At 40.1% G+C, this 19,658-nt stretch carries 13 protein-coding genes and 1 CRISPR repeat array (1 of these 14 cut by a window edge); of the genes, 3 read left to right on the top strand and 10 right to left on the bottom strand.

Annotated elements, in window-relative coordinates; genetic code table 11:
- Positions 1-6 precede the first annotated feature (6 nt).
- From PL9214_RS27625 to PL9214_RS27585, 9 genes are read right to left on the bottom strand one after another with little or no spacing between them, the layout of a single operon-like run.
- Entirely contained in the window at positions 7-1,845 is a 1,839-nt protein-coding gene (locus PL9214_RS27625) for a hypothetical protein (protein ID WP_139295184.1), read from the bottom strand.
- Positions 1,842-2,657, bottom strand: a complete 816-nt coding sequence (locus PL9214_RS27620; protein WP_072722518.1) for a hypothetical protein — start codon at positions 2,655-2,657, stop codon at positions 1,842-1,844. Before PL9214_RS27620 ends, PL9214_RS27625 begins: the two co-directional genes overlap by 4 nt.
- 12 nt (positions 2,658-2,669) lie before the next feature.
- A complete protein-coding gene (locus PL9214_RS27615) occupies positions 2,670-4,472 on the bottom strand; it encodes a TrbI/VirB10 family protein (protein ID WP_072722517.1) in 1,803 nt (600 codons plus the stop codon).
- A gap of 2 nt (positions 4,473-4,474) precedes the next feature.
- Positions 4,475-5,266, bottom strand: a complete 792-nt coding sequence (locus tag PL9214_RS27610) for a hypothetical protein (RefSeq protein WP_367400253.1) — start codon at positions 5,264-5,266, stop codon at positions 4,475-4,477.
- 49 nt (positions 5,267-5,315) lie between these two features.
- The gene (locus tag PL9214_RS27605; RefSeq protein ID WP_072722515.1) at positions 5,316-6,350 is read right to left on the bottom strand and encodes a hypothetical protein; all 1,035 of its coding nucleotides are present in this window, start codon (positions 6,348-6,350) and stop codon (positions 5,316-5,318) included.
- Positions 6,351-6,377: 27 nt separating this feature from the next.
- Positions 6,378-7,112 carry a hypothetical protein gene (locus PL9214_RS27600; RefSeq protein ID WP_072722514.1) on the bottom strand — a complete coding sequence of 245 codons (735 nt, stop codon included), beginning with the start codon at positions 7,110-7,112 and terminating at the stop codon, positions 6,378-6,380.
- A gap of 23 nt (positions 7,113-7,135) precedes the next feature.
- The gene (locus PL9214_RS27595; protein WP_072722629.1) at positions 7,136-9,904 is read right to left on the bottom strand and encodes a putative type IV secretion/conjugal transfer ATPase; all 2,769 of its coding nucleotides are present in this window, start codon (positions 9,902-9,904) and stop codon (positions 7,136-7,138) included.
- A 5-nt stretch (positions 9,905-9,909) separates the two neighbouring features.
- On the bottom strand, positions 9,910-10,257 hold the full coding sequence (locus PL9214_RS27590) for a hypothetical protein (protein WP_072722513.1): 348 nt from the start codon (positions 10,255-10,257) through the stop codon (positions 9,910-9,912).
- Between the two features lie 15 nt (positions 10,258-10,272).
- Complete coding sequence (locus tag PL9214_RS27585) at positions 10,273-10,899, bottom strand: hypothetical protein (protein WP_072722512.1); 627 nt, start codon at positions 10,897-10,899, stop codon at positions 10,273-10,275.
- Between the two features lie 405 nt (positions 10,900-11,304).
- On the opposite strand from PL9214_RS27585, the gene PL9214_RS31655 reads away from it, so the two are divergent.
- Both PL9214_RS31655 and PL9214_RS27575 read left to right on the top strand, forming a co-directional pair.
- On the top strand, positions 11,305-11,478 hold the full coding sequence (locus PL9214_RS31655; RefSeq protein WP_186440481.1) for a hypothetical protein: 174 nt from the start codon (positions 11,305-11,307) through the stop codon (positions 11,476-11,478).
- 10 nt (positions 11,479-11,488) lie between these two features.
- Positions 11,489-13,168 carry an AAA family ATPase gene (locus tag PL9214_RS27575; protein ID WP_072722510.1) on the top strand — a complete coding sequence of 560 codons (1,680 nt, stop codon included), beginning with the start codon at positions 11,489-11,491 and terminating at the stop codon, positions 13,166-13,168.
- A gap of 1 nt (position 13,169) precedes the next feature.
- Here the strand turns inward: PL9214_RS27575 and PL9214_RS27570 are convergent, their stop codons facing one another.
- Positions 13,170-16,766 (bottom strand): NACHT domain-containing protein, encoded by a 3,597-nt coding sequence (locus PL9214_RS27570; RefSeq protein WP_072722509.1) that lies wholly within the window; start codon positions 16,764-16,766, stop codon positions 13,170-13,172.
- A 126-nt stretch (positions 16,767-16,892) separates the two neighbouring features.
- On the opposite strand from PL9214_RS27570, the gene cas1 reads away from it, so the two are divergent.
- Entirely contained in the window at positions 16,893-18,899 is a 2,007-nt protein-coding gene (gene cas1, locus PL9214_RS27565) for a CRISPR-associated endonuclease Cas1 (RefSeq protein WP_072722508.1), read from the top strand.
- A 230-nt stretch (positions 18,900-19,129) separates the two neighbouring features.
- Positions 19,130-19,658: direct repeats of the CRISPR family, unit length 35 nt; unit sequence CTTTAGACTAAGAAATTAGTCGTATTAATGGAAAC (it continues 239 nt past the right edge of the window).

Genomic DNA, 19,658 nt, shown 5'->3' with positions numbered 1-19,658 from the left:
TATTCTTTATAGAGAACAGCCCATCATTTCTAGTGTTTGTTGATAATTAGCAGCCGTTTTTGAGCCATAACTTTTGACCGTTAAACGGTTAAAGAGATCGCTGGCACTATCATCAATCGGAATAGCAGGCCCGCCGAAGTGCATTTGAGCCACCCGCTCAATTAACCGATTTCCCTGAAACGGTTGCCCGGTTGTTGGATCAATTTCCTGAGCAGCCCGATTAATCAAAGCGTCGGCATCCTTTTTAAACAACGCCTCTTGTTGAGTCGGAGAAAAATACAACAGCATTTCATCATCATTGACAGAAGCACCCTGATCCAATTTGGAGAGGAATTGTTTGCCACCAGGTTGAGCCGCAATCAAGGTTCTGACATCCGAGCGATAGGACATAAATTGCTTAGAACCTAACCCCCGACCGCAAGAGCCTGCCGCGTCACAGACATAAGCTCCCACGGATGTATAATTACCTTCAATTTCTGAAATCGCGTTGGATAAGGCATCTAGCACAACCCCAGCATCAGTCTTAGAGCAATCCCTTGGAGTCTGAGGCAACAAATAGGATAAAGGATTGCTACCACTGTCGGTTCTGCTAGATTCGGTGTTGAAAGTTGATTGATTGCCCCGATTGAGGGCATTTGTTGGGGTTGAAAGACTAGCACTAACTCCAGGCTCTATCAAACCTAAAAAGATAGGCTGCATTTCTTTAACCTGCATAAAGGGTACAGGGCCAATAAAGTAAGGTGTGCAACCCAACACATCAACGCAAACCCGAAAGAATAGTGCTAAAGTTGCTGTGCCTTCTGGCTCGGAGATATCCCAAACTACAACTTTGAATCCATTCCCAAACGGATGACGTCCTGTGGGTTCCATCCCTCCATTAATGGCTGCTAATGCCCCATGTCCACCGCGAACTTGTTGGGATTTGCCAGAAATCCACTGCTTACCCAATACGGTTGGGTTGCCTGCCAATTCGATGTGGGCGCATCCCGTCTCACAAGAGACGCTAAAACCTTCCACATCTGAACCGCTAATTGTGCGATCACGCTGTTGTTCAGCAGTACCAAAAGCAATGTCTACAGTTCCCACGGCTGTACCCACAGCACTAATCGGATTTGGGAACTCAGAAAAAGGGACATCTTTGAGTCCAGGGATTCCATCAAGACTGACAGCTTGCCAATTTTGAAAGGCTCCCAATGGGGTTGTATCTAAACCAGGAATTGCATCAAGTCGATAGGAGTTCAAATCTAAAGCCGAAAAATCTATTTTTCCAATCAAAGGCGCTTGCTTTAACAGATCACCTAACGTTTGATTAAGGTCAAAATCTGTTGTCAGTTGAGAGCTTAATAAATCCCGCAGTAATGGGATGGCTTGAATAGGCATTTCCTCTAAACCTACTATAGCTTTTACTAAACTTTCTAAGGTTTGAAAATTCAACAGTTCAATTTGGCTGAGTTGGATTGAACTTAAATCTAAACCTACAAATTGAGCTATGGTTCTCAAATCAAAATTCTGTAATTGAAAAGAAGTTTGGAAGTTACCCAATTTCAAAAATTGATCCGGGGTTTGTCCTGCATTCCAACTCTGAGAGGGATCATAATTCAGTTGAGACGTTATTTCAGTTGGAGCTTGAAAAGAACCACTTGACATAATAGCAGGAAGACTAGAAAAACTGATCTGATTCCAATTAGGTAAAGAAACATTTTGCCAAGGAACCATCGGAACGAAGTGATCAGTTGAGGGATTAGAGGGGATTGCTAGAAGTGAAGTTGGATTCCAATTGGAAAACAAAATAAATCCTAACAATCCTGCCCGAAGTAATCGTTTAAGTCGTTTAAACAATCTCAAAACAATCTCACCTCCTCAGTAGACACTGTTGAATCAACAGAACTTCCTAACTCATATAAGCGGTTAATTAAAGCAACAGAAATTTGAGCATTAACTTGGGCTTGTTTCAAAGAAATTCCCCGTTTAACTTGCTTAATAAAATAGGCAATTCTGTCCGCGATAGGAGAGTTACGCTGCATCCATTGATGTTTTAGAGATACCTGTACACCCCGCTCAATACGTTCAAGGATTGTGGAGTCAACTTGTCCACTTTCATTGAAACGGAAGCTAAATTGTTGTTCAGAAGCTGTTGCACTAGCAGAGGGAATCGAAGAAGGCGGAGAGGAGCGAGTATTAACGACTTCTAAGGTGTGATATTGGGGGGTAGTTTCTGAAGTTGAAGCTAATTGAATTCGGAAGACATAAACCCGCCGAGATTCAGAATTCCGAGTGATAACTGTTAAGAGTGTAGATTGATTAGGAGATTGTGCTAACCCAGGAAAATCAAGCTCTTGAATGCGTCGTAAGTGCAGAACAGTTGCCCCTGTCGTATTACAATTTCTGCTCAGTCCTTGTAAGCAACCATCAGCATCAACGGTCAGCCAAGAGGGGTCATCTAACCACACTTTTTCAATGGTTTCACCCAGAGGAATAAAACTAATATTTAAACCATAGCCTGGTGTAATTTCTAAAGTAACGGGTGTCCCTGAATTTCCTGTGGCTGTTTCCCAAGAGATACGTTGTACTGCTGAATAAGCAGGTGTAATAAGAGAAAAAAAGCTAATTCCACCTACCACTATACTCCCTAAAAAATGTTGCAAAATTCTATTCATTTTTGAGCCTCATTAAAGATCAAAAGAACGATTGATAAAAATACTGACTTTCTGATTCGGTTTGATATACCAAAGTGGCGGACGAGATTGAATTTCTGCGATCGCTTGTCGATTTCGCTGTTGAATTTGTTGTAATAGGGGTGTTAATCCTCCTTCTAAAACTGCACCTAAAAGATTAGGATCACCTTGTTCAATCCGAGTAGACTGTTGAGAACCTAAAATGGAATTCAAATTATTAATTTCTTGACGACGGGGTTGGTTTAAAACCCTTCCCACATTGGCTAAAGAACCCAGTAGAACTGTACTTGCATCCCTTTTAGCAATTTCTGAACCTTGGCTGTCATACTTTTGAGCCATTAAAGGATTGCCTTCGATGCCTCGAATACTAATGGCATCAGCAGGCAAAAGATACTCATTACCATCAAGAATCAGAGCAACAGCATTGCAGTCCACCATCCCACTTTGATGAACAGAGTTCACTTCAAAAACGACTAAAGTTTCAGGTGGTAGTAACATGACTCCAGAAGCATCGACTAAAGATTGATTGAGACGAACAAGAAAGCGTTCTGCATCGGAATTAGAAAGAGATGACGGATTAGATTTTTGAGAGCGATTTGCCGAGTTATTCCTCGAATTTGTCATAGAAATTACTGGGGTAATCAGAGTTCCTTCGGCTTGCTGTCCAACTTGAAAATTTCTCGATTCTATAATAGACACCCCAGCAATAATGTTTTGTTCTTCCTGTAAAAAATCCTCCTGAATTTCTGGTTTAGAAATAGAATTTTTTCCCTTTTCTATTGTCAGATAATCAGAACTTTCCCGCTTAACTGGAACTGCTTTAGGTACCGTTGATAAATGGGAATATTGAGATGGGATCATTCCCCATTGCTCCGAGTTAGAACCCGTTGTAATAAGCGGTTGATTTTCATCCCTTGCTACCTGTGCAATTTCAGTTTGCTCAGGTGCAATTTCCCCATAACTTCCCAATTGTTTTAAAGCCATCCATTGCTCCATCGGATCAATCGGTGGAGCGATATTTGCTTCTTCCAATTGGGGAGTTTCCCGTTGAGGAGTTGGAGACACTGGTGATGGTGCTGAAGGACTTGGGGCTGGAACAGGAATAGGACGAGTGATGTACCGAGTTTCAGGAGATGTAGGACGAGGCGATAAAGTTGATACAGGGCGATGGCTTGATGTTGGCGGTGAGATTGGCACCGATTGAGTTGCCTGTTTAGACGGGGATTTAGGTGGCTCTAATTTTTGATTTTTCGGACTTTTTGAACGATTTAAAGCCGCTAATTGTTCAGCTTGAGCCGATAAAGCTAACTCAGTTTTAAGTTTGGCTGTTTCTGTTGCTTCTTCATCAGGTTTTGTCAGGGGATGAGGAGGTTCCGGTGATTGCTTGGCTTGGGACAAAGGAGTAAGATTGGTACTCATAATGTTATGTAAAAACAGTCCTCCAACAAAGAAAATTGCAAATGTCCCTAACCCAACTAAACCAAATTTGGCGAGGGGATGACTTGAAAAACTAGGTTCAGTTTTAGCTCGAAGCGGATCAGATTCAACTTCTGATTGAAAGAGTTCGGATTGAGAAATTACATTACCTTCTTCAGCTTCTAAAACCTGATTTTCCCCAGAGAGATTTGCCGAATCATTTGCAGTTGAGTTCCGTAATCCTAAAAGTTCAGCCATTCTCGCTTCATTCCACTGTGTAAACGGAATATTATCGTCAATAGATGGGCTATCTGGAGCCGTTTTTTGGCTAGAATTTGTAGAATTTCCCTGAGAAAATTCAGTGGTTTTAAAGTTAGACATGATTACAAATCCTCCTGTTCAAGATCTCGAATTGCTGTAATTTCTAATCCACTAGCTCGCACAGCATAGATAACAGTAGTAATTCCTGTGGTTTCAGTGGGGGGATTAGGAGCTTCAACAGCTTGGACAAACACTTCTTTATTAAACGGAATAACGCTGCCTAAGTTATCACGACGGTCAAAGACAATGAGATTAGCTACCAATTTAACTTTCCACTTCCCCTCAGCAATTTGTTGTGGTGGTTGAACAGTTAAAGGCACTAAGGTGACTTGAGTATTGCCATTAAAAACACCCGTAGGAGTCAACGTTGCTAAAGTAGTTAAGAACTCTTTGCGGAAATCTTCACTTAAGGCAAAACTGGCTTGCCATGCTGAGTTAGAAACTTTACTTCGACCCGCTTTTACTCCAGGATCAGGTTTGGGATTAGCTGCTTCTTCTACTGTTGTGGCAGGTAAAGTTCCTGACCAATTCATCAGGAGGGTTAGGGTATCAACCACAAATTTCTGCACTACTTTAGGGGTTCGTTCATCACTGCCAAGAGGAGCTACAGTAATCGATTTACCTGTTTCTAATTGCACTAAAGTTGGCGTTTTCTTACGAACCAAATTCGAGTAATTCCCATAGAGCAGAAATAATCCAAACAGATTGATTAACAGTAACGCAAAAGTAGCAACAGTAAACAACGCGAAGACATCTTTCTTAGAAGGTTGTGCTTGTCGCTCTAAAAACCGTAACCGTTTATCTTCAGCCGATTCTTCATGGGAATAATCAAAGTTTTCTGGCATTAAAGTCACGATAGATGGCTCCTCAATTCATTGAAGTTATTAGGAGATAACTGCCACTTTAAAATCCTTTTAGTTTTCCTTGCCAAACTTTAAAAACTGTGCTTAAGCCGAGTGTCGAAACCGTTGCTAAACTGTTAAACACTGCCATGCCTCCTCCTGCTGCGATCGCCACGGATAAAAGGGGAGCAAGAAGCCCAACAGCAAAGGCAAAAATCATGGGGTCAGAGTCACTCCCATTAACAACCAGGGTGGCAACTAATCCAGCAATAATATTGAATGAAAGCTTTACCATGCCAACAGAAAAGAAAGCAGTCAGCCAAGCAAAAATTGCTTTTTGTCCCACTGGAAGCAGTGATCCACCCACCGCTAAGGGGCCTAGTAATCCTGTTAGGAGCATAGAAATTTCAATCATCCATTGAAAGGCAATACTAAAAGCAATTAACCAACCCCGAACCGATAGCCGAAACATTGATGCCACACCTTGAACAGCAGCAGTAACAGGATTGAAAGAATCAAAAAAACCGCCTTGTTGAGAGGGAGGAGTATTGCTCAAAATCTCTTGTGCTTTTCGGTTGGCATCCTCAAAACATTGAGCTTGTTGCTGGGCATCAGTTAACGATTGGCATTGAGACAACAAAGCGGCAATTAAATCGGCTTGACCCCCTCTCAGTTGAGCTTCTTGATAAGCTTCTTGAAGTTGTATACTGCCAGCAGTAGATGTTAAAACCCGTTGATTAACTGAATTAATGACTTGCCGTAAACCTTGGGTAGCTGTTGCTAAAACTGCACCGTTATTATGTAGTAGAAAGATGATCAAAATCGGCCAAATCATTTCAGAAAAAGCAGCCGGATATTCATGCTCAACCAAAGCTTTAAACCATTGCACCAAAAAAATCAACAAAGTGCCCACAGCAAAGGCAGATCCAACTTGAGCTAAAGCTGCATATAAACCGCCACCTAGTACGTCATCCCAAAGCGCATTAATCTGCTCAATGACAGCTTGGGAACCCGCAGCACTATCAGAAGCAATGCGGTTCGCTTCCGTTGAAAAATCTGCAAAAGCTTGGGCAATTAAGGGAATAGATGACAACATAGGTAGCGAATTTAATTGAGTACAGATTTAAAACAAAATGGCTCCCGCAGAAATTCTGTAAGATTCCATTCCCGCCCCCACAACTTCAGATTGCCGCACTTGATTTTGACCATCTAAAGTACGAGAAATATTCGTGAGGTTGAGGTTAGTTAGTTCTTGACGTTGTGCGGTTTGTAAGGAATCTTTGCGTAGACTTCCCAAGAGGGAAGACATTTGAACATTTTGTTGAGCAATTTGCTTCATAACATTTTGAGTCACCACTTCAGAAGCCGCTTGGGATGCTTGCTGCTGCACTGCATCTACAGAATCCTGGGTAATGGCAAGTTCTTCTGCGGTTTGTTGCTGTCCTTCCGTTCCCAACACAGCAGCAGCAGAAGCTCTGGTAATTTGGCGATCAGCTTCATTCGTTGCTTTTTCTAAGGGATTAACTGCAATATCGGTTTCAGATAAAGTGCCTTCAATTTCTTGACGGGCGGCGATTGGATCGGGCAACCCTAATGCCCCTTTTGCTTCTTTAAAAACCGATTGTAAATCTGCCTGAATCATATCTTCCAAAGGTTGAATTTTTTCACTGATTACTTGATCGATGTACTGTTCTGCATGATCAATAAACTGTTGAATTTGTGCTAAAAAATCCGATAAAGGGTTATTTCCCAAAAAATCTAGCGGTGCTGCTTGCACGGATTGGGAAGACAAATTCCATAAGAAACTGCTGGTTAAAATAGCGACAATCAGTCGTTTTTTGGGTTGAAACTTGAGCATAAAAATCTCCTAAATTGAGAGAATTAATGTTTGGCAGCCAGTTGGTTGGCATAATCTGTGAGAGCTTTAAATTTGTCAGGGTGAGTTGCCATAACTTGGGTGCGTGCTGCTTGTTCATCGGGATTATTAGCAACAACACCTAAAAGCTGAAGGGCAGGGTAATAGCGACAGCTTGTGTAAATTCCGTGATCATCCAACAACCATTGAGAATACATCCCCGCTTTTTTGGGAAAGAAGCTCTCGGTACAGTTGCGACTAATAATTTCTGGAGGATATTTAAGAATCTCCACAAAGCTGTCAACGGCCGTCGGTTGAATGCGACCAATTAAGCGAGTCGTCAAATTTTGAAAAATCTTAGCCCCACTTGGTGACTTGGTGATGGTGTCAGGATCTTGAGCCGATAAAATCACTCGAATTCCGGCTTTAGCTCCATTTGCACAGAGTCTCCCCACTAAAGCTGCAATGGAATTATATTCAAATAAAATCGGGGATTCATCAATGAAAAAGACACTGCTTTGTGCTGCTAAAGCTCTTCTTAAAGCCGCTGAATAAGCGGATAGGGAAAGAATTGCCGCATCTTCATCATTAGAGAGATTTCGGAGTGCAAAAACTAATAATTTAGCATCGCTACGGAATGTTGATGGAGAAGAAATTGCTTTACCCACTCGTGATGATAACCAAAACCGTAACCGTAGTTTAATTAAGGGAAGTGCGGTTTCAATATCACCTCCGATTAAATCAAGCTGTAGCCGTTCTGAGGAACAGTAACTCAAGAAATCTGCCAATGTGGGAGTTGCAGTCCATTCTGGAGAACCTAAGCCATTAACGAACGCTTGAGCATAGCGATCGCGAATTTGCCAATCTCCAAAAAATTCCTCCAGAGCCAGTGCTAAAATTGAGCGAATCGTATCAGCCAAAGCTGGGTTAATACTACTGCCTTGATTTCGGGAAGTTCCTAATACCATTGCCATCAATGCAGAAGCTAGAAATTCTTTGTAGTCCTCAAATCGTTCTTGTTGAAGTTTAGGTTCAAGGGTACTCAGATCAGGAAGTTCAAACAGGTTAGAACATTCTTTACCAATATCAAAATAAGCCCCGTCTGAACCCATAAAATGGGTGTAATCTGTGAAGGTACTACTGCCATCGGGTTTTGGATAATCCATCGCCACAACAGGCATTCCTTCCGCTAAAGCGTGAGTCAAAAGACCTGCGGCTAAGAGGGATTTTCCACACCGGGTTGTCCCTAATAATCCCACATTTTTATGCTGAGTAAACAGATTGAGAAAGACGGGTGTGCCACCTTCTTCAGCCATTAATTCAAAGCCATAATCATCTCCAGAACGAGTTTTTACTAAAGGCATAAAACCGAGGGCTTCACTACTCAAATAAGGTAGGCGTCGATTAAACGGAGTGGTTAACAATCTGTCCCAACAGATCGGAAAGGTTTGCAACCAAATTTTCCAAGGATATTCCGTTTCCCGTAATACCCAAGCTGGACGGAGAAACAAGGAGGAAAGAGTGCTACAAGCCGAGTCAAGTTGGCTACGGCTGTCTCGATACACTAAAAATACGGCGGCGGTATGAATGGTTATCGCCCCTCGATAAAGTTCAGCTTGGGCTGCAACCGCATCTTCAATTTTGAGTAAAGAAGCCACATCAACGGAGTTGTGTTCTTTAGCCAATTGTGCTGATACGTTGGACTGTTTTGTGATGCGTTGCATATTGGTTTTCACCAAGGCATCGTTAGCCCGCATCATCTGACAGTAGATTTCGGTGTCGTAGACATCCTCCCGACGCATGACCTGATCCCAGAAATATCTCAGTTGAGATTCCTTACTGACCCAACCCCCCGGTTTATCGGCAAAAGTCAGCACCCCAATGTATTTATCTTTAACATTGACCCAACGACGGTCTGCAACAGGCACACTTTTATGCGACTCCATTAACAAGGTCACAGGGTGAACAGGAGAAAATACATCTTCACGCAGTCCATTTTCGTCAAGGACTAATAGCTGCGGGATGGGAATGGGGGAAGAATTGTTGAATCGTTGCCACAAATGCAGCCATAATTCTTCTTCAGTAAAAGGTCGGATATCCAATCCCATTTTGTTGGCTAAAAGTTGTTCCCAAAGCTGATATCCTTCCAGAAAAGATGAATAAATCAGCTTGGATAGCCGAATATATTCAAGTTGCTGAAATTCTCCTGTAAACTTCTTCCATCCTCGCTCAATTTTGGCTAACACTTTTTCAATTAAATCGGTTGTTCCTTCCGTATCTGGTTCAACCGTATAGGTTCCATACAATCGTAAGAATTTGGGTTTACGAACTCCCGAATCTGTTAATTGCTGTACCCGCACTCGCTCACCCATTATTAAATATTGCAATTCAGGATTAGGCGCGCGATAATACAAATTTTGAAGTTGATTTTGTCGAACTTTATCACAGGTAAAAGACCCCAAATGCAGGGTTAAACGTTCCCCACTAGGTAAGTCTTTCAAACTAGCTTCAAGGGCATCAAAAATTGGGTCAACTTGTTCGGCTCTTAAAAGGGTGTGAATTCCCCGACAGTCAAAACCAAATTGAAGCATGAAACCATTTTCGCCTTTTCGCAGCAGATAAGCCCCAATGCGTTTTCCCCTGAGTTCAATCCGAACCATTGATGCTAATTGAAATTCATCTTCAAGCGGAGTGGCTCGGACTTTTGTTTCTCCATTACTAATTGATTTCTTACCAATTTTAGGTTTGAACGCTTTAAACTTTGGCTGTGCCGTTTTTCTTTTCTTCTTAAACACAGTTTTCACCTTCTCCGTTGTGGTTGAAATGTTTTGAACTGAGGGTATAGTGAACTGTTGAGTAATCGCTGATATCGCCCGTAACCTCTTACCCAAAAGGGTACGCGAAGAAATTTAGATAGAAATTTCCAAGCGTAATGTCCGGTTAATATCCACCAAGTTGAAATTCCCCATGCTGTGATTATTCCAGTCCATAACCAGGAAAAGCCCAGAAGCATTTTACAAACCCAATAGCTGACTAAACAAATCGCAGCCCAAGGCAATACTTGATTCCCAGGAAATGGCCCTAATTTGGGAGCTTTACCTAGAGTGGGATTAACGGGGCGAAATTGTTTGGGAAGTTGTTCTTTCATCCTTCACCTCCCCCATTAACCACCTGTGCCACCTGTGCCACCCGTAGCACCCCCAGTAATCACTGAAGCGAGGATATCTCCCAACGTTACAGTCACTAGAATAATTAGGGGGGTTCTTGCTAAGGACTGCCAATCTTCATCATTACGAGCCGCAGCTATCACTCTCACTAGGGATATTGCCAAATAAAGGACGAAAATTGCTCGTAAAGTATTGAAGACAATGGTGTAAATATCGACTCCACTTGCTCCTGCCGCCCCACCCTCAAAGGGAAATGCTTGTCGCAACCAGTCTTCTGTTTGAACGAAGAATTGGGCGTGAGCCGGAACAGTGGTAATATCCAGCCACCACAAGGTGACAACTGCTGTACAAAGTAAAGGCAAAAGGTTGATTTTATGCCGTTTTTGCCAAGCCAAAAACTTGTTCAGTAAATGGATAACTTCCCGATGCCATAGAGTAAAAACTATCCAAAAGATGCTCAAGACAAATATCAGAAAACTGGTAAAACTCATATCGATTAGCAAGTCTATCGTTGCTAAAATTGATGCAATTGACATTAAGACATCAATAGGGATTTTAGCCAGCAAGCTCGGTTTTTTCTTGGTTTTAGGGGAAGTCGGATAATACCCAATGGGTGATTTCATAGTTTGTTATTTCTCCCAATTAGAGGTAGAATTAAGGCTTGACATTGGTTGTCTATAGAACTCCTGAAGATTTAAAGGTTAGGAGTTAAAAAATTGAAAGGTCAAGGGAATTACAGAAGGTTTCAAGAAAGTTAACTGTTGCTTTTTTAGTAATAGCGTTTACTTCCTTTGACTCTCATCTCTCAATAGATGCAATTCCGAAATTTCTAAATTATTTGAAAAGTAATAAACCTTCTCTATCTTTAGATATAGATTATTTAATGGGTTTAAATTTTTACTATAAAATTGAGTGAATAAACGACTTTTTCAAGAGAAATGTTAAATAAAAATAAACCAAAACAGAACCTATTTGATGTCATTGCTAGTGTGGCAGCAGTTCTTCAAAAGCTACTTGGGTGGGTACTCATGGCTCTTTTACTCTGCATCGGAATTGCCCAGATTTCGGTGGGATACCTCAGCAGTGGGTTTGCTATGGTGGGGTTAGCTGTATTAGTCTGCCCTCGAATGCCACTGCAAGAAAATTGGCGCTTGCTAGTTGTGGCAGTCATAGGATTCCTAATTCTTTTCTTACTGAATTAAACTCATTAATATGGATTGGAAAGATTTAGAATTTTTGTTAGAAACAGTTAAAGTTGTTGCAATTCAATGCCCTGTTATCGAACAACCTAATCTATTGAAATGGCTTGGCGAACAACTGGCAAACCCAAGAAACTTACCCCTATATGTATGGAACTATGGGCAAGAAGTTTTTCACTGTCACTCTCCCAATTCAGTTGAGGTTTGGGATCAATTTCAGCCTAAAAATGATTGTTTAATTGAACTGCTACCCTTTTTACAACACTATTCTGGCTCAGGGTTATTTGTTATTGAAAATTTACAATACTTTTTAACTGCACCGCAACAAGCTGAGTTAGAAATAGGCGATCGCGTAAGTGCTAACTATCGGTATCACAGCTTAAAACTAGCAGACCAACTCAGAAGCCTTTTCTATTATTGGCAACAGAAATCCTTGCCCCAATACCTCATTTTATTATCCACGACTCAATCAGAACTTCCTCCCTATTTGAAGAATTTGATTCCAGAATTACGAAAACCTTTGCCTACATCGGAAGAAATTTTGTGCCTCGCCAATGAAGTCTTGAAGGAGTTTAATTTAACAATAGAAAATCTTGATATTAATGCTTTAATCTTAGCAGGGTCAGGGCTAACCTACTCAGAAATTAAAACCGGACTTCGCCTTGGTTTAAAGCAATCCGGTGGAAATGGAGAGAATGGGTTAGCATTTCTTTTAAGTTATAAAATTAATCGACTGCGCCATTTGAATTTAGAGTTTATTCCTAAACCAGAAGTCACTAATTTTGGAGGTTTAGATTTACTCAAACAAGCTTTTGTTGAGCTCAAAAATAAATACACTCAGGAAGCTCGAAACTGCAATCTCCCATTACCAAAAGGTTGTTTACTTGTTGGCCCTCCTGGGACGGGGAAAAGTAGAGCCGCCAAAGCTTGCGCTGCTTGGCTAAATTTTCCGTTAGTTATGTTGGATGTAGGAACTCTTGTTGCTGGGGGTTTAAAGTTTTTAAAAGAAGTCTTAGGTCGGGTGGAAGCACTAGCACCTTGTGTAATGGTATTCGATGAATTTGATAAGTTATTTGCAGCTTCAACTCATTCAGGGGAGGACATGGCAAATCGACAAGTTCTCGGTACATTGTTAACCTGGTTACAAGAGAAAAAAAGCTCAACTTATGTGATTGCAACGCTCAATCGTCTGAAATCTTTACCTCCTGAATTAACTCGTGCGGGAAGATTTGATCGAAAGTTTTATGTGGGTTTACCCCAAGCAATTGAGCGAAAAGAAATTATTCGTTTACACGCTTTGAGGTATGATTCTCGCTATGGTGAAGCTGAAGAACCGTTAAGTGAAAGTGAATGGAGAATGCTTTTAACCACCGCAACCGTTAATTATAGTGGAAGTGAATTAGAAGCACTGGTAGAACGTGCGGCTTCCCAAATTTTTCAGAAAGCTTTATTAGAAAAACGCCAAAAGATACAAGCAAAAACTGGAGATGAATCAATGATTACTCTGAAAATTAATGCTAGTGATTTAATAGAAGCAGCTTCAACTATTCATTCCCTTTATTCAATTGATCCTGACCGAATTTTAGCAATCCAAAATCAATCTAAATATTTTTGCGAACCCTCCAGTTCTCCTGATACGAGTCAGTATGCTCCTCCACTCCAAACCTTTTGGGGTCAAACTGTTTCTTCCTAAGTTAAACACCCCGTTCTCGGAGAATCCGACTTTTTACTTCTTCAGGAGTTTTTTCACTTGCTAATAACTCATCGAGTAAGGGAGAATTTTTGCCGTAGGCGTTAGCGATCGCAACAACAATAGCACATTGATTAGCAACAGGAATTTGTTGTGAAGTTTGTAGTAAGTCTTCCCGAACTAAATCTTCTAAAAAATTGGCTTTAAATTTAAAAATATTATGGAGTAACCCTGTAATTATTAAGTTATCAATTTTCTTACTCACATTGACTTGTCTGAGAAGAGCGCGAGTCATCTCTCCAATGCGCTCAATCTCTTGAACTTCATTAAATTTTATCATTTGATTAAGAGAAACAAAGGCATTATATGTGACCATATTAAGCGTCTGAATCTGATTTTCTTGAAGAAGTCGGTGTGTTAAGTTCAACACTGCTTTTGTTAAATTAGAGTCACTTTGACGAGAGCCTGAAGGATGATTCCAAATACAGCAGTCTGCTAAAATGTACATTTGCTGTACAACTTCTGGAGCCGGTTCATTAGCTAAAATCTGAAAAACTTGCAGGGCGAATTCTATATCTGCACTGTTTTTCCAATTAAATTGTTCAATTAAAGCTTTTAAGATATTTTGACGAACTCCAATTACACGAGATTGAGCTAAAATCGGTAAACACGAGTTATAGTCAAATTGAATTTTTTGTTCACTTAATCTTAAAATTGCCCAAGATGCACTACGAGCAACATCAATAGAACTATCTAAACAAAGGCTCAATAGTTTAGGAATTGTTTCTTGAGATTCTTCTTGAGCCTGACGTAGATAGAGTTTAACTAACGCCAATCTGCTTTCTTTCAATTTAAAATTTTGATATAAAAATGGTTGAATTTGAAGCGGAACTGTATCGAGTTTTGTTAGAATTTGAATAACTTGTTGTTGAGGAAGATGAGGAAGTATTTTTTCTAACGTTTGACTTAACAGTTGCTCAACTTGTGGACAATTAATAGCTAAAATATCAAGACTCCGAATAAGTTCTACTGGGTTTTGTTCAACATGGGGTATGATCCAATTAGCCAGTGCTAGTTTCACATCATCCGTTATTGGATTGACAACAGCTTGCTCCACATTGCTTAATTTTCTCAAGATAAGAACTAATGTACATAAGCGATTGTTAGGAATGGTTGGAATTGAAATTTCTTGTAATATTGTTGCTACAGCATTACTCGCTCCTTGGGCAATTGCTGCTTCAATAGCAATGGTATTACATCGATTAAATTCCGAAGATGAATGAACGGATGTCTCAATCAATGTACTGCTTAAAAGTTGTCGCATTAAATCAAAATTGGATGAAGCTTCAATTCCAACCGCAGAACTTAATACTTCACACCAACGTTTTTCTATAGGAGCGTGTAAAACTTCAAACCAGCTTTTTCCCAGAAGACAATTTCCTTCTTTTAATTGATTTTTTAAGAGATTAAAACATAATTTAATTGCATTTTTCTTTTCATGAAATGAGTTGGAAGGGGGTTGTTGAATGATCAGCAAAAATAATTCTTGTTGTAAGGCTATTGGGGCTTGAGATTTTAAGTAAAAATTAATCACACTAGCACGGGCATGGCTACCCAGTTGGAAATAAATATTTTTTAAATACAAAAGTATTTCGGTTTCAATACTTTCTTGATTTAAAGCTTGTAATCGCTTATCATATAATGATAGAAATTGACCATAAATATGACAAGCTATTTTATCATCTAAATTATATTTTCTAGTTCGTTCTTGTAAAGATATTAGGGCTTGATTAAAATAAAAGCTCATGGGGGGAGGAAAGCGACATAAAGACTCACAGGTAATTTCAACTGTTTTATTAATTAAATCTTCTCCTACGTTTTCCAGTAATCCAATTATGACTATCCAAACTTGGAAAAGGTGTCGAGGAGGGGCGGAGTTTGCTGCGGTTAACAAAGCGTCTTGAAAGGTGTAGTTTTTACTGAGAGCGATCGCTAATAAATCTGATAGAATTGAAGCAGATTCTAATTCAATCCGAGAAACACAAGCTAAGGCTAACGCTCGAAAAGGTAGAATCTCCTGTTTATTGAGATCCTGATAAATTTGATAAAATTCGGCGAGTTGAACCAAGGTGAGAAGTTGACGAAAAATCGGCCAGATATAGTAGGTACTGGGATTAATTTGAATTTGGTTAATTTGAGCTTTTAGTTGTGTTTTTGCTTGTTCTCCTTCTGGTGTTGATTCAAACCAACGGGCGATCGCATATTCTAAAAAAGTTTGGTGAAAGAAAATAATTCTTCCGCCTCCTACTTCGACTAAAACGCCATCACTTTTGAGTTCGCTGTAAGCGATAAATTCTACATCACTGAATTGTAGTTGACTCTCATATACAAAGTCCCGTAAATGTTCTTGGGACTGTTCATACATCTGTTGAGATAAATTTAAACAAAGCACCTTTTTAGCTTGACCGAGACGAGGCGCATCATCTCGATTTTTACGGCTTTTGGCAATTCTAAAGTTCCAGTATTCCTCATAAAGTTGACTAATGGTTAAATCTTCAGGAATCGTTTTTTCATTGGCGAATAAATCGCACAGTAAAGCTAAAAGTAGAGGATTATGGGTAATAGCAGATAATGATTTACTATCTGCACTAAGGCGAATAATCTTTTCAGCAAAAACTTCGGGTAAGTCTCCAAAAATAACATCTTCTCGACTCTGCACAAACGCTATGGCTGCCTGTTTAACTTCTGCATCATTAAACTCGCGGATGTAATGGCGCTCAACCTGGGGATTAAACCCAGCAAAACTTTCATGGTAAGGCTCAAAAAAGTCTTGAAAATCCTGCTCTCTACAGGTAAAAACAACGGTTGTCCCAATTTCTAATAATTTTGCAAATAATTGTCGAAGAATGGGAACTAATCGCTTTTCTAATACTAAATCTAACGTATCAATGAGCAAGATGCCTCGCCCTAGATGTTCGCTCAAACTCTGAGCAATCTCTGTAATCGGTTTTCGAGTACCACTAACTTTTTCTCCCAATTCTAAACTAAAGTTTTCTAAGGATTCAATTAAATCATTACACCGAACTAAAGCCACCCAACTCGATTGAGACTGCTTAAAATTTTGGTAAAGTTCATCATAGATATTGCCTAAAATTGTACTTTTTCCATATCCCGCAGAACCTAAAATGGGCATGACCAGGCGCTTTTGTTGCTGAACCCCTAAATTAATGGATTTTAGACATTTTTCTAAGAGAATATCTCGGCGGATACGGGGTAAAATATAGGGATTTAAAGCTTCACGGGTGCGATTTGAGGTGCGTTCAATTTCTTGCAAATCTTCTGGAACTTCTAGGTCGGTTTCTTCTTCCCCTTCTTCAAAAGTTGAAAGGGCAATTTCTTGCCAATCTAAATCTAAAAAATGGCAGATTTCTTGAAAGATGCGACGAGAGACGTTTTTACCATTAAAAAAATTGTTAATCGGTGTCCAAGAGGCGATCGCTTCTTCATTCGCTAAGGCAAGTTGAGTTAAATTTTTTCGCTCAAGGGCGCGTTTGGCTTTCTGTATTCCATCTTTTGAGGCTGTGAGCGATCGCTTACTCATTGCTTTTGCCTTCTTTCTTCCTTAATCTGGTTTTATCTGAACTTATATAATTTGTCAAATAACTTAGATCCGTACCTATATAGACGCTTCAGATAATCAAGTTGTAGGCACTTAACACAACCTGCTATGGATTTTAGCCTAGAACGGCTTTGGGCTGCTTGGCGAATTGTGCGGATGAGGAGTCGGGCGGCGGGTGTGGATGGGATGACTGTTGATAAGTTTGCATCCGTCGCAGAACAACAGTTACGCCAACTGCAAGAACAACTCCAACAAGAGTGCTATGTTGCTCGTCCCGCCTTGGGATTTTACTTAAGGAAAAAAAGTGGGGGGCGACGGTTAATTGGCATTCCAACAGTAAAAGATCGCATTGTCCAACGGTTACTACTTGAGGAGATGTATCTCCCCTTAGAAGATACGTTTCTCGATTGTAGTTACGCCTATCGCATTGGTCGCAATATTCATGATGCGGTACAGCATTTCTGTCTTTATTACCAACAGCAACCTGCTTGGGTTTTGAAAGGTGATATTGCAGAATTCTATGACCATCTCTGCTGGGCTTTACTCCTCACCGCACTGCAACAATTGGAATTAGAACCGATTGTTGTACGTCTTGTTGAACAGCAATTTAAGTCTGGAATTTTTTTGCGGGGTCAACGAATTAATCCGGGTCAAGGAGTGATTCAAGGTGGGGTTTTATCTGGGGCTTTAGCTAATTTATACCTAACGGAATTTGATCGGCGGTGTCTCCAATTGGGACTGAATTTAGTGCGCTATGGGGATGATTTTGCGATTTGTTCCACGAGTCAAGCCGCCGCAAATCAAGCCCTTGAACAAGTGCGTTTGGGGTTAGGAGAAATTTACCTGAGTTTGCAAAGCGATAAAACTCGAATTTATTCACCCCAAGAGGAATTTGTTTTTTTAGGATATCGGTTTGTGGCGGGTGAGGTGTATGAACCGGAACCTCCTGAACGAACTGTTGCAGGGGAGTGGGGGATTTCTGCTTCTGGCGTTCCTTATTTCAAACCCAAACGTCGTCCGGCGGCTAAAGTATCTCGTCCTCCAAAAGGATGCAGTTTGAACCAAGAAGTTAAACCAAAAACCAATTTAGCTCATTATTGGATTGAAGTTATGACGACACTTTATGTAACGGATCAAGGCGCTTACCTGAATGTTTATCGCCAACAATTTCAAGTTTTTTTTGAGAAGGAACTGCGAATCAAAGTTCCTGTAAATCGGGTTAGCCATATTGTGTTATTTGGGTGTTGTAATTTATCTCATGGGGCAGTAAGTTTAGCGTTACGCCGACGGATTCCGATTCTCTATTTATCGCAACGGGGGCGTTATTTTGGTCGGTTACAAACAGATGGTCACGCAAAGGTTGAGTATTTAGCTCAACAAGTTGAACGAGCTTTAAATCCTGAATTTGTGCGACAACAAGCTGAGGCAATTGTTTTAGCTAAATTGCATAATTCTCGTGGGTTGTTAATGAAGTTAAATCGTCGTCGTAAGAATAAAGTTGCTACAGAGGCGATCGCAGATTTAGCAGTTTTAATGGAGAAGTTATTGTTTGCAGAAAGTCTGGATGGGTTGCGGGGATATGAAGGAAAAGCGGCAACGATTTATTTTCAAGCATTAGGATCTTTATTTACGGGATCATTTACTTTTGAAAAGCGCACAAAACGTCCTCCCACTGATCCGATTAATAGTTTATTGAGTTTGGGTTATACGCTATTGAGTCAAAATGTTTGTTCCTTTATTGAATTAGCAGGATTACATACTCATTTTGGCAATTTGCACGTTCCCCGTGATAATCATCCGGCTTTGGTGAGTGATTTAATGGAAGAATTTCGCGCTCAAATTGTTGACTCGTTTGTGAGTTATTTAGTTAATTCTAAAATTTTGTTGCTTGAAGATTTTACGTCTCCTGATGAATTGGGTGGGGTTTATCTTCAGCCGGATGCACTCAAAAAGTACCTCAAACACTGGGAGGAAAAGCTATATTCTGAAGTGACTCATCCTCAAACAGGATACAAAGTTAGTTTACGACGTTGTATTGAGTTACAAGTCCGAGAGTACATTGCGGCTTTGATGGGAGAGGTGGAGGTTTATCGTCCGATGATTTGGAAAAATTAAGGATACAATTTTGCTAATAGCAGGAGAAGGTTAAGTTGCTGAGGGGGTCTGGGAATTGCTGAAATCCTTATTATTTCGTTGACCCCCTCAGATTGCCCTCTCTGTCTCGGTTTCAAGCATCGTTTATTGTTGTTTATTGAGAATAAGTAGCATTTATTGAAGGCGAAACTTGACGCCCTCAGATTTAGGGGTTTATAATCCAGTCAGAGTAAGGCTTCTACGAGCCTAGACTTTAGACTAAGAAATTAGTCGTATTAATGGAAACTTGCTTACATTAAGAAGCGGAATTCCGCATAAAATAGGCCTTTAGACTAAGAAATTAGTCGTATTAATGGAAACCAAGAACATCAATATAATCCGGAACTGTTGAAAATAACTTTAGACTAAGAAATTAGTCGTATTAATGGAAACAGTACCTATTTATTTTTAGGCACCCAATTTTGACTGAGACTTTAGACTAAGAAATTAGTCGTATTAATGGAAACAAGTGTATTTGCTATAACCTATTTTAATGGTTTTAAACTTTAGACTAAGAAATTAGTCGTATTAATGGAAACTATAAAGTCAGCCGGAGGACGATCGCCCTCCGAAAAACCACTTTAGACTAAGAAATTAGTCGTATTAATGGAAACCAGACACACTCAAATTTTCGGTGCTAACGACCACATCTTTAGACTAAGAAATTAGTCGTATTAATGGAAACTTTTGCATGTCCATTTTTTTTGATGGAGAATTTGAGTAAACTTTAGACTAAGAAAT

The organism is Planktothrix tepida PCC 9214, from assembly GCF_900009145.1.
Classification (GTDB): Bacteria; Cyanobacteriota; Cyanobacteriia; order Cyanobacteriales; family Microcoleaceae; genus Planktothrix; species Planktothrix tepida.
This window is presented reverse-complemented; position numbering and strand designations above follow the sequence as displayed.

Coding starts and splice junctions, on each gene's coding strand:
- PL9214_RS27620 (WP_072722518.1), bottom strand. CDS start 2,657: ATGAATAGAATTTTGCAACATTTTTTAGGGAGTATAGTGGTAGGTGGA.
- PL9214_RS27615 (WP_072722517.1), bottom strand. CDS start 4,472: ATGTCTAACTTTAAAACCACTGAATTTTCTCAGGGAAATTCTACAAAT.
- PL9214_RS27605 (WP_072722515.1), bottom strand. CDS start 6,350: ATGTTGTCATCTATTCCCTTAATTGCCCAAGCTTTTGCAGATTTTTCA.
- PL9214_RS27600 (WP_072722514.1), bottom strand. CDS start 7,112: ATGCTCAAGTTTCAACCCAAAAAACGACTGATTGTCGCTATTTTAACC.
- PL9214_RS27590 (WP_072722513.1), bottom strand. CDS start 10,257: ATGAAAGAACAACTTCCCAAACAATTTCGCCCCGTTAATCCCACTCTA.
- PL9214_RS27585 (WP_072722512.1), bottom strand. CDS start 10,899: ATGAAATCACCCATTGGGTATTATCCGACTTCCCCTAAAACCAAGAAA.
- PL9214_RS31655 (WP_186440481.1), top strand. CDS start 11,305: ATGGCTCTTTTACTCTGCATCGGAATTGCCCAGATTTCGGTGGGATAC.
- PL9214_RS27575 (WP_072722510.1), top strand. CDS start 11,489: ATGGATTGGAAAGATTTAGAATTTTTGTTAGAAACAGTTAAAGTTGTT.
- PL9214_RS27570 (WP_072722509.1), bottom strand. CDS start 16,766: ATGAGTAAGCGATCGCTCACAGCCTCAAAAGATGGAATACAGAAAGCC.
- cas1 (WP_072722508.1), top strand. CDS start 16,893: ATGGATTTTAGCCTAGAACGGCTTTGGGCTGCTTGGCGAATTGTGCGG.